We start from the raw sequence: 12,951 nt of genomic DNA, 5'->3' as shown, positions 1-12,951 counted from the left end.
TCGCTGCTGTCAACACCTGTTTTTCTCCGCTTTCGACCGAGAAGATCGAACCGTCAATAAGGCGACAACACACTGCCTTACCAACTCCTTCTGACCTCGATGAACTGAAGCGTAACCGCTGCCGAAAACTGCGTAACTCATTGTTTACCAAGGAGTTTTCCGTTTCGACTGCGCCGGAAGTGGGGCGAATTATAGACGTCCAGAATCTGCTGATTTCAGCTTTATTCGGATTTAAGCGTAATACGCGCAAATGCCTTCTTCCCGGCCTGGCAAACATGGGTCGCACCCAGTACGTATATAAAGGTGCGATCGACAACCTCACCATCTATACGCACCCCACCAGAGCCCAGAAGATCGCGCGCCACGGCGGAATTCTTCACCAGACCTGCTTTATTAAGAACGGCAGCGATCGGCATATCTTCGGCAGCGGTCAATTCGATCTCTGGCAGATCATCCGGCAGCTCACCGTCCTTCATACGATTGCCCGCCGCACGGTGAGCATTGGCCGCAGCCTCTTCACCATGGAAGCGCGCAACGATCTCTTCGGCCAGCTTGATCTTGATATCACGCGGATTCGCACCCGCCTCGACGTCAGCCCGCAAAGCATTGATCTCTTCCATGGAGCGGAAGCTGAGCAATTCGAAGTAACGCCACATCAGCACATCAGGAATAGAGACCAGCTTGCCGTACATGACACCCGGCGCCTCCTGGATACCAACATAGTTGCCCAACGACTTGGACATCTTCTTCACGCCATCCAATCCTTCGAGCAACGGCATGGTCAGAATGCATTGAGCCTCCTGACCATAACTACGCTGCAGCTCACGCCCCATCAGTAGATTGAACTTCTGATCGGTACCGCCCAGCTCAACATCCGCGCGCAAGGCGACCGAGTCATAACCCTGAACCAACGGATAGAGGAACTCGTGAATGGCGATGGGCTGATTGGTTGTGTAGCGCTTGTCGAAGTCGTCGCGCTCGAGCATGCGAGCCACGGTGTATTGCGAAGTCAGGCGAATGAAATCCGCCGGCCCCATCTGGTCCATCCAGGTGGAGTTGAACGCCACTTCGGTCTTGGCCGGATCAAGAATCTTGAAGACCTGAGTCTTGTAGGTCTCGGCATTCTCGAGAACCTGCTCACGGGTGAGCGGAGGACGTGTCGCGCTCTTGCCGCTCGGATCACCGATCATCCCGGTGAAGTCACCTATAAGGAAGATCACCTGATGCCCCAGATCCTGGAACTGGCGCAGCTTATTGATAAGCACGGTGTGACCCAGGTGCAAATCAGGCGCAGTCGGATCGAAGCCTGCCTTAATACGTAGCGGCTGGCCACGCTTGAGCTTTTCGATCAGCTCGGACTCGACCAACAGTTCTTCCGCACCACGTTTGATCAGCGCTAGCTGCTCTTCAACCGACTTCATAACAGACCCGCAAGGCTCGAATTCAAAGGGGACCAACCATACAAGATCGGGCGTCAAATACAAGTTTTGCCCGGCGCGCGGACGCCAATCCACAGACAGAGCGTCCGCAGGCTTGCTTCAGAGATGATTTGGTTATATTTTATACAGTTATTTCGTCTTCATCATGTCATTCATCTTTTCCAATTCATTTTTTCAAAGTCAAAATTACTTATGACCACAGAACCGTCTAAAGCGCCACCGCTTTACCCGAAGACCCACCTGCTCGCGGCGAGTGGTATCGCCGCCCTTCTGAGCCTGGCGCTTCTGGTGTTCCCTTCCAGTGATGTTGAAGCAAAAAAGACGACCCTGAGTCTTGAACTGGAAAGCCCTGCAGAACAACTGACACAAGATCAAGACGCTGCCGACGCCGTCCAAGCCACAAATGAGCCGGCAGCCTCCCCTTTCGCGCAGATCGAAAACAGCGCCGAAGACACTCAGGAAACCGCCCAGGTCGCACCCGCGCCAGTCGCCGAAGAAAAGAAGGCGCCAGGCCACAGGGAAGTGATCGTTGCCAAAGGCGACACTCTCTCGACCCTGTTCGAGAAAGTCGGCCTTCCGGCCACTTCGGTGCATGAAGTGCTGGCCAGCGACAAGCAGGCCAAGCAGTTCAGCCAGCTCAAACATGGCCAGAAGCTTGAGTTCGAGCTGGGCCCGAATGGCACGCTGACCAATTTGCACAGTAAAGTCAGCGACATGGAAAGCATCAGTCTGACCAAGAACGACAAGGGTTTTACGTTCAACCGCATTACCGCCAAGCCCACCGTTCGCTCCGCCTACGTTCATGGCGTGATCAACAGTTCGTTGTCGCAATCCGCCGCCAGAGCCGGTTTGTCCCACAGCCTGACCATGGATATGGCCAGCGTGTTTGGCTATGACGTCGACTTCGCCCAGGATATTCGCCAGGGTGACGAGTTCGATGTGATCTATGAGCAGAAGGTCGTCAACGGCAAAGCGGTCGGCAACGGTCCGATCCTCTCCGCACGCTTCACCAACCGCGGCAAGACTTACACCGCGGTGCGCTACACCAACAAACAAGGCAATAGCAGCTACTACACGGCTGACGGCAACAGCATGCGCAAGGCGTTCATCCGCACTCCGGTAGACTTCGCCCGCATCAGCTCGAAATTCTCCATGGGCCGCAAGCACCCGATCCTGAACAAGATCCGCGCCCACAAGGGTGTCGATTACGCAGCACCGCGCGGCACACCGATCAAGGCTGCCGGTGACGGTCAAGTATTGTTGGCCGGTCGCCGCGGCGGTTACGGCAACACCGTGATCATCCAGCACGGCAGCACCTACCGCACGTTGTACGGCCACATGCAGGGCTTCGCCAAAGGCATCAAGACTGGCGGCAGCGTCAAGCAAGGTCAGGTGATCGGTTACATCGGTACCACCGGCCTCTCCACCGGCCCGCACTTGCACTACGAGTTCCAAGTCAATGGCGTGCACGTCGACCCGCTGGGTCAGAAGGTGGCGATGGCCGATCCGATCTCCAAAGCTGAACGCTCACGCTTCCTCGCGCAAAGCCAACCGCTGATGGCGCGCATGGATCAAGAGAAAACCACCCAGCTGGCTTCGAGTAAACGCTGAGCCATGGCGCTCTATATAGGTGTGATGTCCGGGACCAGCCTAGATGGCCTGGACATTGCCTTGATCGAGCAAACCCCGGCGATCAAGCTGATCGCCACCCATTACATCCCCATGCCTGACTCCCTGCGCGCCGAGCTGCTTGGCTTGTGCGCCAGCGGCTCGGACGAGATTGCCCGCTCCGCCATCGCCCAGCAGAACTGGGTGAAACTGGCCGCACAGGGCATTCATACCCTTCTTGATCAACAAAACCTCAAGCCTGGTGACATTCGCGCGATTGGCAGCCACGGCCAGACCATTCGACACGAGCCGGCGCGCGGGTTCACGGTACAGATCGGCAACCCCGCCTTGCTCACCGAGCTGACCGGCATCACCGTGGTCAGCGACTTCCGCAGCCGCGATGTAGCCGCTGGCGGACAAGGCGCTCCATTGGTTCCAGCCTTTCACGAAGCCCTGTTCGATGCGCAGCCTGGTAACCGTGCAGTGCTGAACGTCGGCGGATTCAGCAACCTCAGCCTGATCGAACCCGGCAAGCCTGTCGCGGGTTTTGACTGCGGCCCGGGCAACGTCCTGCTGGATGCCTGGATTCACCGGCAACGCGGCGACAACTTCGATCGTGACGGCCAATGGGCCGCCAGCGGCAAGGTTGAACCTGTTCTGTTGAACGAGCTGCTCAGTGATCCATTCTTTGTAACCCAAGGCCCGAAGAGCACTGGCCGTGAAGTGTTCAACCTGCCGTGGCTGATGCAGCATCTGTCACAACTACAGACCTTCGCTGCCGAAGACGTACAGGCCACGCTGCTTGAGTTGACTGCGCTGACCATCGTCGAGTCATTACAAAGCGCCCAGTCGGATACGCGGGAGTTGCTGGTCTGCGGCGGCGGCGCGCACAACGCCACGTTGATGAAGCGGTTGGCCAGCCTGTTGCCGAACGCAAAAGTCAGCAGCACCGCGACTCATGGCATAGATCCAGACTGGGTCGAAGCCATGGCCTTCGCCTGGCTGGCTCACTGCTGCCTGGAAGGCATCGCGGCCAACCGCCCGAGCGTCACCGGTGCCCGCGGCTTGCGCATTCTCGGCGCCATCTACCCCGCCTGATCGAAACCCCAGACAGCAAAACGCCGCAGAGCCTTGAAACCCTGCGGCGCCTGTTGATGCGGTGAGGTGCGATCAGATCGAGAACGAAGAGCCGCAGCCACACGTGGTGGTAGCGTTCGGGTTCTTGATCACGAAACGCGAACCTTCCAGACCTTCCTGGTAATCCACTTCGGCACCTGCCAGGTACTGGAAGCTCATCGGATCAACCACCAGGCTGACGCCTTCGCGCTCGACGATGGTGTCGTCATCGGCCACTTCTTCATCGAAGGTGAAGCCGTACTGAAACCCTGAACAACCGCCGCCCGTAACGAATACGCGCAGCTTCAAGCGATCATTCCCCTCTTCATCGACCAGGCTCTTCACCTTGTGCGCGGCACCGTGGGTGAATTGCAAAGCCGTGGGGGTGAAGGATTCGACGCTCATGCTGACTATCTCCCGGCGTTACGCCGCCATAATGCGTGATGACGCGCATTATCCGCTTCTCCCAGAAAATCGGTCAACTATTGTTACGGTATATCAGCCAACCCAATCGCCAGACCGAAATGCAAAAAGGCCCGTTCAACGGGCCTTTTTGCTGTGCGGGATACAGCCTTACGGCAGCATGCCGGCATGGGACAGGCCCAGGCGCTCATCCAGGCCGAACAGGATATTCAGGTTCTGCACCGCCTGACCCGACGCACCTTTGACCAGGTTGTCGATGACCGACAGCACCACCACCAGATCACCGTCCTGCGGCCGATGCACGGCGATACGGCAAACGTTGGCACCGCGCACGCTGCGGGTTTCCGGATGGCTGCCGGCCGGCATGACGTCGACGAACGGTTCGTTGGCATAACGCTTTTCAAACAGCGCTTGCAGATCCACCGAACGATCCACGACGGTCGCGTAGAGCGTCGAGTGAATACCCCGAATCATCGGCGTCAGGTGCGGAACGAAGGTCAGACCGACGTCCTTGCCCGCTGCGCGACGCAGCCCCTGGCGAATTTCCGGCAAGTGACGGTGCCCTTTGACGGCGTAAGCCTTCATGCTTTCCGACGTTTCGGAGTACAGCGAACCCACCGAGGCACCACGACCGGCACCGCTGACACCGGATTTGCAGTCAGCGATCAAGCGAGTGGTATCGGCCAGGCCCGCTTCGAGTAGCGGCAGGAAACCCAATTGCGTCGCGGTCGGATAGCAACCCGGTACAGCGATCAAGCGCGCCTGCTTGATCTGCTCGCGATTGACTTCCGGCAAGCCGTAGACCGCCTCCTCCAGCAGTTCCGGCGCGCCGTGCGGCTGGCCGTACCACTTGGCCCACTCATCGGCGTCTTGCAGACGGAAGTCTGCCGACAGGTCGATGACCTTTGTCCCGGCAGCCAGCAACTCACCCGCCAGGGCATGGGCGACACCGTGCGGCGTGGCGAAGAACACCACGTCGCAGGCCCCGAGGGTCTTGATGTCCGGAACGCTGAACGCCAGGCCGTCGTAATGGCCTCGCAGGTTCGGGTACATGTCGGCCACGGCCAGGCCTGCCTCGGATCGGGAAGTGATCACTACCACTTCAGCTTGCGGATGCTGTGCCAACAGACGCAGCAGTTCGACACCGGTGTAACCCGTGCCGCCGACGATACCGACCTTGACCATAAACCTGCCCTCAACGAACCCACTGGAAAGCCGTCGATAATAGGGGCCGCGCGGCCCTGCGACAACCGTCAAGGTGACGTGTGGCGGCTCAAGCCTCTACTATTCCCGCTACCGTGAACCCTGGGAATAACTAAAAATGCTTTATCTGTGGCTCAAAGCGCTTCACATCATCAGCATGGTCTGCTGGTTTGCCGGCCTGTTCTATCTACCGCGCCTGTTCGTCTATCACGCCCAAAGTGAAGACACCGTCAGCAAGGAACGCTTCAGCATCATGGAGCGCAAGCTGTACCGGGGCATCATGGGGCCGGCAATGATCGCCACCCTGGTGTTCGGCATCTGGCTGATCAGCCTCAACCCGAGTGCCTATTTCAGCCAAGGCGCATGGATGCACGCCAAGTTGACCCTGGTGGTGATTCTGATCGGCTACCACCACATGTGCGGCGCACAGGTAAAACGTTTTGCCCGTGGCGAAAACACTCGCAGCCATGTCTTTTATCGCTGGTTCAATGAAGTGCCGGTTCTGATATTGCTGGCTATCGTAATTCTGGTCGTCGTCCGACCGTTCTGACTCCAACAGGCACAACTCACCCGGGGTACTTCCAATGTCGTTGCCCGCCTTGCTTGAACAACGTTTGCGTCTGCCTGTAGTGGCGGCGCCGATGTTCCTGATTTCCAACCCTGAGCTGGTGCTCGCCTGCTGCCGTAATGGCGTGGTGGGCAGCTTTCCCGCGTTGAATCAGCGTGAGAGCAGCGGATTCAAGGCCTGGCTGGAAAAAATCGAAGCAGGGCTGGCGACACTGGAAAACCCCGCGCCTTACGCGGTGAACCTGATCGTCCACAACAGCAACCCGCGATTGCAGGCGGACCTGGCGATCTGCATCGAGCACAAAGTGCCGATTGTGATCACCAGCCTCGGCGCCGTGAAAGAGGTGGTCGATGCGGTACACAGCTATGGCGGCCTGGTGTTTCACGACGTGACGACCCGTCGCCACGCGGAAAAGGCGGCCGAGGCCGGCGTGGATGGTTTGATCGCCGTGGCTGCGGGCGCCGGTGGTCATGCCGGGACCTGGAGCCCGTTCTCGCTGGTTGCCGAGATTCGCCAGTTCTTCGACAAGACCCTGCTGCTGGCCGGCTGCCTGAACCATGGCCACGAGATTCTCGCCGCGCAATTGCTCGGTGCGGATCTGGCCTACTTCGGCACGCGATTTATCGGCACCACGGAAAGTCATGCGCCTGACGCCTATAAGGAGATGCTCCTGACTTCCAGAGCCGCAGACATCGTCCATACTCCAGCGGTGTCGGGTGTACCGGCAAGCTTCATGCGTCAGAGCTTGGAGGCCGCCGGTTTCGACATGGCGGCACTGCAACGCAAGGGCGAGGTAGACTTCGGCTCCAAGCTCAAACCGTTGAACGATGAAGCCAAAGCCTGGAAAACCGTGTGGTCCGCAGGCCAGGGCGTCGGAGAAATCGATGATTTGCCGAGTGTCGATCAACTGGTCGCACGTCTCGAAGCCGAATACCGCAAGGCGCTGGAACTGGCAGCTGCACTGCCAAAGCGCTGGCCGCGTTGACAGGAAAACTTGGCCAGTCCCTCCCGGCTGGCCCTACACCGCCCCTTGCAACATCTTCTATTACAAACTCTCGCGACAAGGATGCCTCGGCCATGAGCGAAAACCGTTTCAAGATCGTCTTCGATGGCGCTCTGCTGCCAGGTGTTGACGCCACCACCGCGAAGCTCAATCTCGCCGAGCTGTTCAAAAGCGATGTCGCAGCCATCGAACGCCTGTTCAGCGGCCGCACGGTTGCACTCAAACGCGACCTGTCACACGCCGACGCGCAGACTTACCTTCAGGCGCTGACGAAAACTGGCATCGATGCACGAATCGAAACCGAACCCTCGATCGAGCTGAACCTGGCCGACGTTCATGCCAGCCCCCTATCGGCAGAACCAGAGTCCCCCTACGCGCCACCCCGCGCCGCTGTCGGCGAAGCACTGCCGGAGTTCGCCGCACTCAAGGCATTCAGCTTCGATGGCCGCATCGGCCGGCTGCGCTTTCTGGCCTGGACGATGGCGCTGACGCTGGTGACACTGGGCATTGGTTCCGTGCTCGCCGTTTTCGGCTTCGCCCTCATCAGCACCGACTCGACTGCCGGCCTGATTCTCGCGGGTCTGCTGGCCGTTATCCTGGTCGTGGTACTTGCGTTCATCAGCATCCAGTTCAGTGTGCAACGCCTGCACGATATCGGTTGGTCCGGCTGGCTCTGGCTGCTGAACCTTGTACCGTTCGTGGGCAGCGCTTTTCCGTTCGTCATCATGATCGTACCGGGGAACAACACTGCCAACCGGTATGGCGCACCACCACCGCCCAACAGCAACGCGGTCAGGGTACTGGCTTCGCTGTGGCTGGTGTTTATCGCGATCATGTTCGTTGGCGGGCTGACCGGAGGTCTCACGGCGATTCAGGATGAGTATGAAAGCGCCACTGATAGCGCCTACCAAAGCAGCTCCGTGACCACCGATGGAGTCGAAGCTGTGCCCGTCGAGGTCGACTCGGCAGCGGATTCAACCGATGATGCAGCCGAAGCAGCCAAGCCCCCTGTAGACTCTGCGAAAGAATGAACAGCGCTCCCCGCCCGTGACACCTGCGTCGCCGGCGCGGAGCCGTTGCGATGGAGAACTGCATGACCCGTTACGCTCTGATCACTGGCGCTTCCAGCGGCATCGGCCTGGCGATGGCCGAAGCGCTGGCCCGGCGCGGCCGCAGCCTGATTCTGGTGGCCCGACAGCGTGATCAGCTGGAAAGCATTGCGATTGAACTGACTCAACGTTTTGGTGTGGAAGTGTTGTTTCGTGCCTGTGACCTGGGCGAGCCGTTGCGCCTGTCCGGGTTTCTGCTGGAACTGGAGGAAGGCGACCGACAGATCGATTTGCTGGTCAACTGTGCCGGCATCGGCACCTGCGGCCCATTCCTGGCCCAGGACTGGATGACCGAGCAGGACTTGATCGAAGTGAATATCCTGGCCCTCACTCGCTTGTGCCATGCCATTGGTAACAGCATGGCCTTGCAGGGCGGTGGGCAGATTCTGAACGTCGCCTCGGTCGCGGCGTTCCATCCCGGCCCCTGGATGAGCACTTACTACGCCAGCAAGGCTTATGTGCTGCATTTTTCCGAAGGTTTGCGTGTTGAACTGAAAAAATGCGCGGTCAAGGTGTCGGTGCTCTGCCCTGGTCCGACACGCACAGCGTTTTTCCGCACCGCGCAACTGGACGCCGACAAACTGGGCGAGAGCAAACGGCTAATGAGTCCAGAAGAAGTCGCGCTCTATACCGTACGGGCCCTGGAGAAAAATCGCGCCATTATCATTCCCGGCCGCCTGAATCGCTGGTTCGCCTTCCTGCCGCGGCTCGGCTCGCGCTGGCTGACCCGGACAATCGCGGGCATGGTCAACAAGGCGTACTGCCCGCGCTGACCGCCCTCTAGGTAAAAAACTGGGCTCAGGCAGGGCCCATGCGTACACTCAAGCCAGCCAAACAACGGAGAAAACAGCTGTGGATACTCTGTTCACCAAGATCATCAACCGGGAAATCCCGGCGAAGATCATTTACGAGGACGACCAGGTACTGGCCTTCCACGACATCGCGCCACAGGCCCCCGTGCACTTCCTGGTGGTCCCGAAGAAACCGGTTCGCACCCTGAACGACCTCACCGAGGACGATAAGGCACTGGCCGGGCATATTCTGTTCACCGCGCAGCGCCTGGCTCTGGAATTGGGCTGTGAAGAAGGTTTCCGGGTGGTCATGAACTGCAATGAATTGGGCGGGCAGACCGTTTATCACATTCATATGCACGTGCTGGGGCAGCGCCAGATGCACTGGCCGCCGGGCTGATGTGGCGAGGGAACTTGCTCCCGCTGGGCTGTGCAGCAGCCCCAATCCATGAGTCGTATTTTTCAGCCCGACCGATGGGCTGAATTTACGACCGCTTCGCGGTCGAGCGGGAGCAAGCTCCCTCGCTACAGATGATCCAGCGAAAACCCTCCCCCCGCCGATTGGGTTAAACTGGCCGCCGAGATTCTTCCCGGAGGTCAGCATGACTACCCAACGTCACTACTCGCCAATTGACCGTCTTCTGCTGCAAGCCGATGCCGCGATGCGTACTTTGCTGCCCTTCAGCGGTCAGCCCTACCGTCCGTCGCCTGCCATCGTGCAGCCGGATGCGCAAATGAGCGACGAGGACACCCGGCACGTCGCCGGTTTGATGCGCATCAACCATACCGGCGAAGTCTGCGCCCAGGCGCTGTATCAAGGTCAGGCCCTGACCGCCAGGCTGCCGCAAGTGCGCGCCGCCATGGAACATGCCGCCGAAGAAGAAATCGATCACCTGGTCTGGTGCGAACAACGCATTCACCAGTTGGGCAGCCACACCAGCATCCTCAATCCGCTGTTCTATGGAATGTCATTCGGGATTGGCGCGGTGGCCGGGTTGATCAGCGATAAAGTCAGCCTGGGCTTCGTTGCCGCCACCGAGCATCAGGTCTGCAAACACCTGAACGAACACCTTGAGCAACTGCCCGCCGAGGACGAAAAGTCCCGTGCGATCCTTGAGCAAATGCGCATCGATGAAGAACACCACGCTGAAAGCGCGCTCGATGCTGGGGGGTTCCGCTTCCCGACACCGGTGAAGTTCGGGATGAGCCTGTTGGCCAAGGTCATGACCAAGAGCACTTATCGGATCTGACGCAGCGTCGTCAGCTCGCGAAGGCCATCACACGGTCTATCTGACAGACCGCAATAAAAAAGGCGACTGCCGCAAGGTAGTCGCCTTTTTCGTACCCGAAAATCTTAGCTCGGCATGTTACGTGCGTAGAAGATTTCAAGCATTTCGTGTTTCACACGCTCAGTCACCTGGGCACGTTGCTCAGAGGACAGGTTGTTGGTAGCGTCGCCGAACAGGTAGTTATCCAGTTCGAAGTTCTTCAACAGCATTTTGGTGTGGAACAGGTTTTCCTGGTACACATTCACGTCGGTCATCTGGTACGCGTCGCGGGTGTCTTCGGACAAGTAGTTCTGGATCGAGTTGATCTCGTGGTCGATGAAGTGTTTCTTGCCTTCAACGTCACGGGTGAAGCCGCGCACGCGGTAATCCACAGTCACGATGTCGGAATCGAACTGGTGAATCAGGAAGTTGAGCGCCTTGAGCGGTGAAATGACGCCACAGGTCGACACGTCGATGTCCACACGGAACGTCGCGATACCGTCCACCGGATGGATTTCCGGGTAGGTGTGCACCGTGATGTGGCTCTTGTCGAGGTGGGCCAGGATGATTTCGGGCAACGGGCCCGGAGACTCTTCGATCTGACTGTCGGTCGGGGTCACCGGCTCTTCAGAGATCAGAATCGTGACGCTGGCGCCTTGGGGTTCATAGTCCTGACTGGCGATGTTCAGGATGTTGGCACCAATGATATCGACAACTTCTGTGAGGATCTGCGTCAGGCGCTTGGCGTTGTACTCTTTATTGATGTACTCGACGTAAGCCTGTTGGTCTTGCGGGGTTTCCGCGTAGCAGATGTCATAGATGTTGAAGCTCAAGGTCTTTGTCAGGTTATTGAACCCGTGGAGCTTGAGTTTGCTTTTCACCGTTAAAAACTCTCTATGTATGCGGGCTGGCCGCGTGATCAAGCATGCCCGTCAGATGCGAACGACGCACCTGCGTAGGACGGTTAACACCTCTTCGCGATGGCGATTTTGGTTGTCTGTTCAGGCAAGCGACCTGTCGGTTGACCGATCACTGCCCTGAAAAAAGTGGCGCATTATGCAGACGTCAGCTATGGATCGCCAGAGTCTGCACCGCTTTTATGATAGTTGAATGTCGACTCAACCGAGTTCAATGATCTCGTAGTCGTGGGTAATCGCCACGCCGGCCGCGCCGAGCATGATCGAGGCCGAGCAATACTTCTCGGCCGACAGCTCGATGGCGCGCTTGACCTGAGCTTCTTTCAGCCCACGGCCCTTGACCACGAAATGCATGTGGATCTTGGTGAACACCTTCGGATCTTCGGTCGCACGCTCGGCTTCGAGAAAGGCTTCGCAGCTTTCGACGGCCTGACGGGACTTCTTGAGGATGCTGACCACATCGAAATTGCTGCAACCGCCAACACCCAGCAGGAGCATCTCCATCGGCCGAACGCCCAGATTACGACCGCCGGCATCGGGCGGACCGTCCATGACCACGACATGACCGCTGCCGGATTCACCGAGGAACATGGCTTCGCCAGCCCATTGGATGCGTGCCTTCATCGCCAAGACTCCACTGTATAAAAAAGGGTCGCCAGCTTAGCACAGGGCCCTTGATTGGCAGCGCTTCGCCTTCCTAAGACATAACCATCTGCGGCGTAGGGCAAATTCTCGAATCCTGAAGGAATGCGTCTGTTAAGCTGGCGTCAATTCACTGGCGCACAGTGCTGCGCCAACCCCTACAAAAAAACAAACACACCGTGCAGTCTTTTCGGGATACAACCATGGTTGCTATTACCCCCACACCCAGAATCAAGAACCTCGACAAGCTGTTGATGCACTGCCAGCGTCGTCGCTATGCCGCCAAGAGCAACATCATCTGTGCCGGCGACCGCTCGGACACGCTGTTCTTCATCATCAAAGGCTCGGTGACCATCCTGATTGAGGATGACGACGGCCGTGAAATGATCATTGCCTACCTCAATTCCGGCGACTTTTTCGGCGAGTTGGGCCTGTTTGAGCAAGCCGGACTGGAACAGGAGCGCAGCGCCTGGGTACGCGCCAAAGTCGAATGTGAAGTCGCGGAAATCAGCTACGCGAAATTCCGCGAGCTGTCCCAACAGGATCCGGACATTCTTTACGTGCTCAGCGGACAAATCGCACAACGACTGCGCAATACCACGCGTAAGGTCGGCGACCTGGCGTTCTTCGACGTGACCGGGCGCGTTGCGCGCTGCCTGCTGGAGCTGTGCAAACAGCCAGACGCCATGACTCACCCGGACGGCATGCAGATCAAAGTGACCCGTCAGGAAATCGGCCGGATTGTCGGTTGTTCCCGTGAGATGGTCGGCCGCGTGCTCAAGGATCTGGAGGAACGCAACCTGGTCGACGTCAAAGGCAAGACCATGGTGGTCTTCGGTACGCGCTAAGCTCGGAAACTTAAGT

14 protein-coding genes are annotated in these 12,951 nt (G+C 58.4%); 9 read left to right on the top strand and 5 right to left on the bottom strand.

Annotated elements, in window-relative coordinates; genetic code table 11:
* Nucleotides 1–221 precede the first annotated feature (221 nt).
* Nucleotides 222–1,421 (bottom strand): tyrosine--tRNA ligase, encoded by a 1,200-nt coding sequence (gene tyrS / locus LOY38_RS03180; protein ID WP_258698825.1) that lies wholly within the window; start codon nt 1,419–1,421, stop codon nt 222–224.
* Nucleotides 1,422–1,631: 210 nt separating this feature from the next.
* Here tyrS and LOY38_RS03175 point away from each other — a divergent pair, with 210 nt between their 5' ends.
* Both LOY38_RS03175 and LOY38_RS03170 read left to right on the top strand, forming a co-directional pair.
* On the top strand, nt 1,632–3,050 hold the full coding sequence (locus LOY38_RS03175; protein ID WP_258698824.1) for a peptidoglycan DD-metalloendopeptidase family protein: 1,419 nt from the start codon (nt 1,632–1,634) through the stop codon (nt 3,048–3,050).
* Nucleotides 3,051–3,053: 3 nt separating this feature from the next.
* Complete coding sequence (locus LOY38_RS03170; protein WP_258698823.1) at nt 3,054–4,145, top strand: anhydro-N-acetylmuramic acid kinase; 1,092 nt, start codon at nt 3,054–3,056, stop codon at nt 4,143–4,145.
* 72 nt (nt 4,146–4,217) lie between these two features.
* Here LOY38_RS03170 and erpA read toward each other — a convergent pair whose 3' ends face one another.
* Entirely contained in the window at nt 4,218–4,568 is a 351-nt protein-coding gene (erpA, locus tag LOY38_RS03165; protein ID WP_007906865.1) for an iron-sulfur cluster insertion protein ErpA, read from the bottom strand.
* A gap of 168 nt (nt 4,569–4,736) precedes the next feature.
* The gene (gene argC / locus LOY38_RS03160) at nt 4,737–5,771 is read right to left on the bottom strand and encodes an N-acetyl-gamma-glutamyl-phosphate reductase (protein ID WP_007941665.1); all 1,035 of its coding nucleotides are present in this window, start codon (nt 5,769–5,771) and stop codon (nt 4,737–4,739) included.
* Between the two features lie 136 nt (nt 5,772–5,907).
* On the opposite strand from argC, the gene hemJ reads away from it, so the two are divergent.
* The 6 genes from hemJ (at nt 5,908) to coq7 (ending at nt 10,510) form a co-directional block, all read left to right on the top strand.
* Nucleotides 5,908–6,339, top strand: coding sequence for a protoporphyrinogen oxidase HemJ (gene hemJ, locus LOY38_RS03155; protein WP_258698822.1), 432 nt, complete (start codon nt 5,908–5,910; stop codon nt 6,337–6,339).
* A gap of 34 nt (nt 6,340–6,373) precedes the next feature.
* On the top strand, nt 6,374–7,342 hold the full coding sequence (locus LOY38_RS03150; protein ID WP_258698821.1) for a nitronate monooxygenase family protein: 969 nt from the start codon (nt 6,374–6,376) through the stop codon (nt 7,340–7,342).
* Between the two features lie 92 nt (nt 7,343–7,434).
* On the top strand, nt 7,435–8,391 hold the full coding sequence (locus LOY38_RS03145) for a DUF805 domain-containing protein (protein ID WP_258698820.1): 957 nt from the start codon (nt 7,435–7,437) through the stop codon (nt 8,389–8,391).
* 62 nt (nt 8,392–8,453) lie between these two features.
* Nucleotides 8,454–9,242 (top strand): SDR family oxidoreductase, encoded by a 789-nt coding sequence (locus LOY38_RS03140; protein WP_258698819.1) that lies wholly within the window; start codon nt 8,454–8,456, stop codon nt 9,240–9,242.
* 79 nt (nt 9,243–9,321) lie between these two features.
* Entirely contained in the window at nt 9,322–9,660 is a 339-nt protein-coding gene (locus LOY38_RS03135; RefSeq protein WP_007906873.1) for a histidine triad nucleotide-binding protein, read from the top strand.
* A gap of 202 nt (nt 9,661–9,862) precedes the next feature.
* Nucleotides 9,863–10,510: a 2-polyprenyl-3-methyl-6-methoxy-1,4-benzoquinone monooxygenase gene (gene coq7, locus LOY38_RS03130; RefSeq protein WP_258698818.1), complete on the top strand. Its 648-nt coding sequence runs from the start codon at nt 9,863–9,865 to the stop codon at nt 10,508–10,510.
* Between the two features lie 104 nt (nt 10,511–10,614).
* Here the strand turns inward: coq7 and speD are convergent, their stop codons facing one another.
* Nucleotides 10,615–11,409 carry an adenosylmethionine decarboxylase gene (gene speD, locus LOY38_RS03125; protein WP_258698817.1) on the bottom strand — a complete coding sequence of 265 codons (795 nt, stop codon included), beginning with the start codon at nt 11,407–11,409 and terminating at the stop codon, nt 10,615–10,617.
* Between the two features lie 237 nt (nt 11,410–11,646).
* Nucleotides 11,647–12,069, bottom strand: coding sequence for an OsmC family protein (locus LOY38_RS03120; protein WP_007941657.1), 423 nt, complete (start codon nt 12,067–12,069; stop codon nt 11,647–11,649).
* 221 nt (nt 12,070–12,290) lie between these two features.
* On the opposite strand from LOY38_RS03120, the gene crp reads away from it, so the two are divergent.
* Nucleotides 12,291–12,935, top strand: coding sequence for a cAMP-activated global transcriptional regulator CRP (crp, locus tag LOY38_RS03115; protein ID WP_258698816.1), 645 nt, complete (start codon nt 12,291–12,293; stop codon nt 12,933–12,935).
* Nucleotides 12,936–12,951: the final 16 nt, after the last annotated feature.

Source organism: Pseudomonas sp. B21-015, assembly GCF_024749285.1.
In the GTDB taxonomy this organism is placed as follows: Bacteria; Pseudomonadota; Gammaproteobacteria; order Pseudomonadales; family Pseudomonadaceae; genus Aquipseudomonas.
The sequence above is the reverse complement of the archived record's forward strand: the minus strand, read 5'-3'. Positions and strand labels throughout refer to the sequence as shown.

What these genes read in the sequence shown, in the direction of transcription:
- tyrS (WP_258698825.1), bottom strand. Translation starts at nt 1,421, where the DNA reads ATGAAGTCGGTTGAAGAGCAGCTAGCGCTGATCAAACGTGGTGCGGAA.
- LOY38_RS03175 (WP_258698824.1), top strand. Translation starts at nt 1,632, where the DNA reads ATGACCACAGAACCGTCTAAAGCGCCACCGCTTTACCCGAAGACCCAC.
- LOY38_RS03170 (WP_258698823.1), top strand. Translation starts at nt 3,054, where the DNA reads ATGGCGCTCTATATAGGTGTGATGTCCGGGACCAGCCTAGATGGCCTG.
- erpA (WP_007906865.1), bottom strand. Translation starts at nt 4,568, where the DNA reads ATGAGCGTCGAATCCTTCACCCCCACGGCTTTGCAATTCACCCACGGT.
- argC (WP_007941665.1), bottom strand. Translation starts at nt 5,771, where the DNA reads ATGGTCAAGGTCGGTATCGTCGGCGGCACGGGTTACACCGGTGTCGAA.
- hemJ (WP_258698822.1), top strand. Translation starts at nt 5,908, where the DNA reads ATGCTTTATCTGTGGCTCAAAGCGCTTCACATCATCAGCATGGTCTGC.
- LOY38_RS03150 (WP_258698821.1), top strand. Translation starts at nt 6,374, where the DNA reads ATGTCGTTGCCCGCCTTGCTTGAACAACGTTTGCGTCTGCCTGTAGTG.
- LOY38_RS03145 (WP_258698820.1), top strand. Translation starts at nt 7,435, where the DNA reads ATGAGCGAAAACCGTTTCAAGATCGTCTTCGATGGCGCTCTGCTGCCA.
- LOY38_RS03140 (WP_258698819.1), top strand. Translation starts at nt 8,454, where the DNA reads ATGACCCGTTACGCTCTGATCACTGGCGCTTCCAGCGGCATCGGCCTG.
- coq7 (WP_258698818.1), top strand. Translation starts at nt 9,863, where the DNA reads ATGACTACCCAACGTCACTACTCGCCAATTGACCGTCTTCTGCTGCAA.
- LOY38_RS03120 (WP_007941657.1), bottom strand. Translation starts at nt 12,069, where the DNA reads ATGAAGGCACGCATCCAATGGGCTGGCGAAGCCATGTTCCTCGGTGAA.
- crp (WP_258698816.1), top strand. Translation starts at nt 12,291, where the DNA reads ATGGTTGCTATTACCCCCACACCCAGAATCAAGAACCTCGACAAGCTG.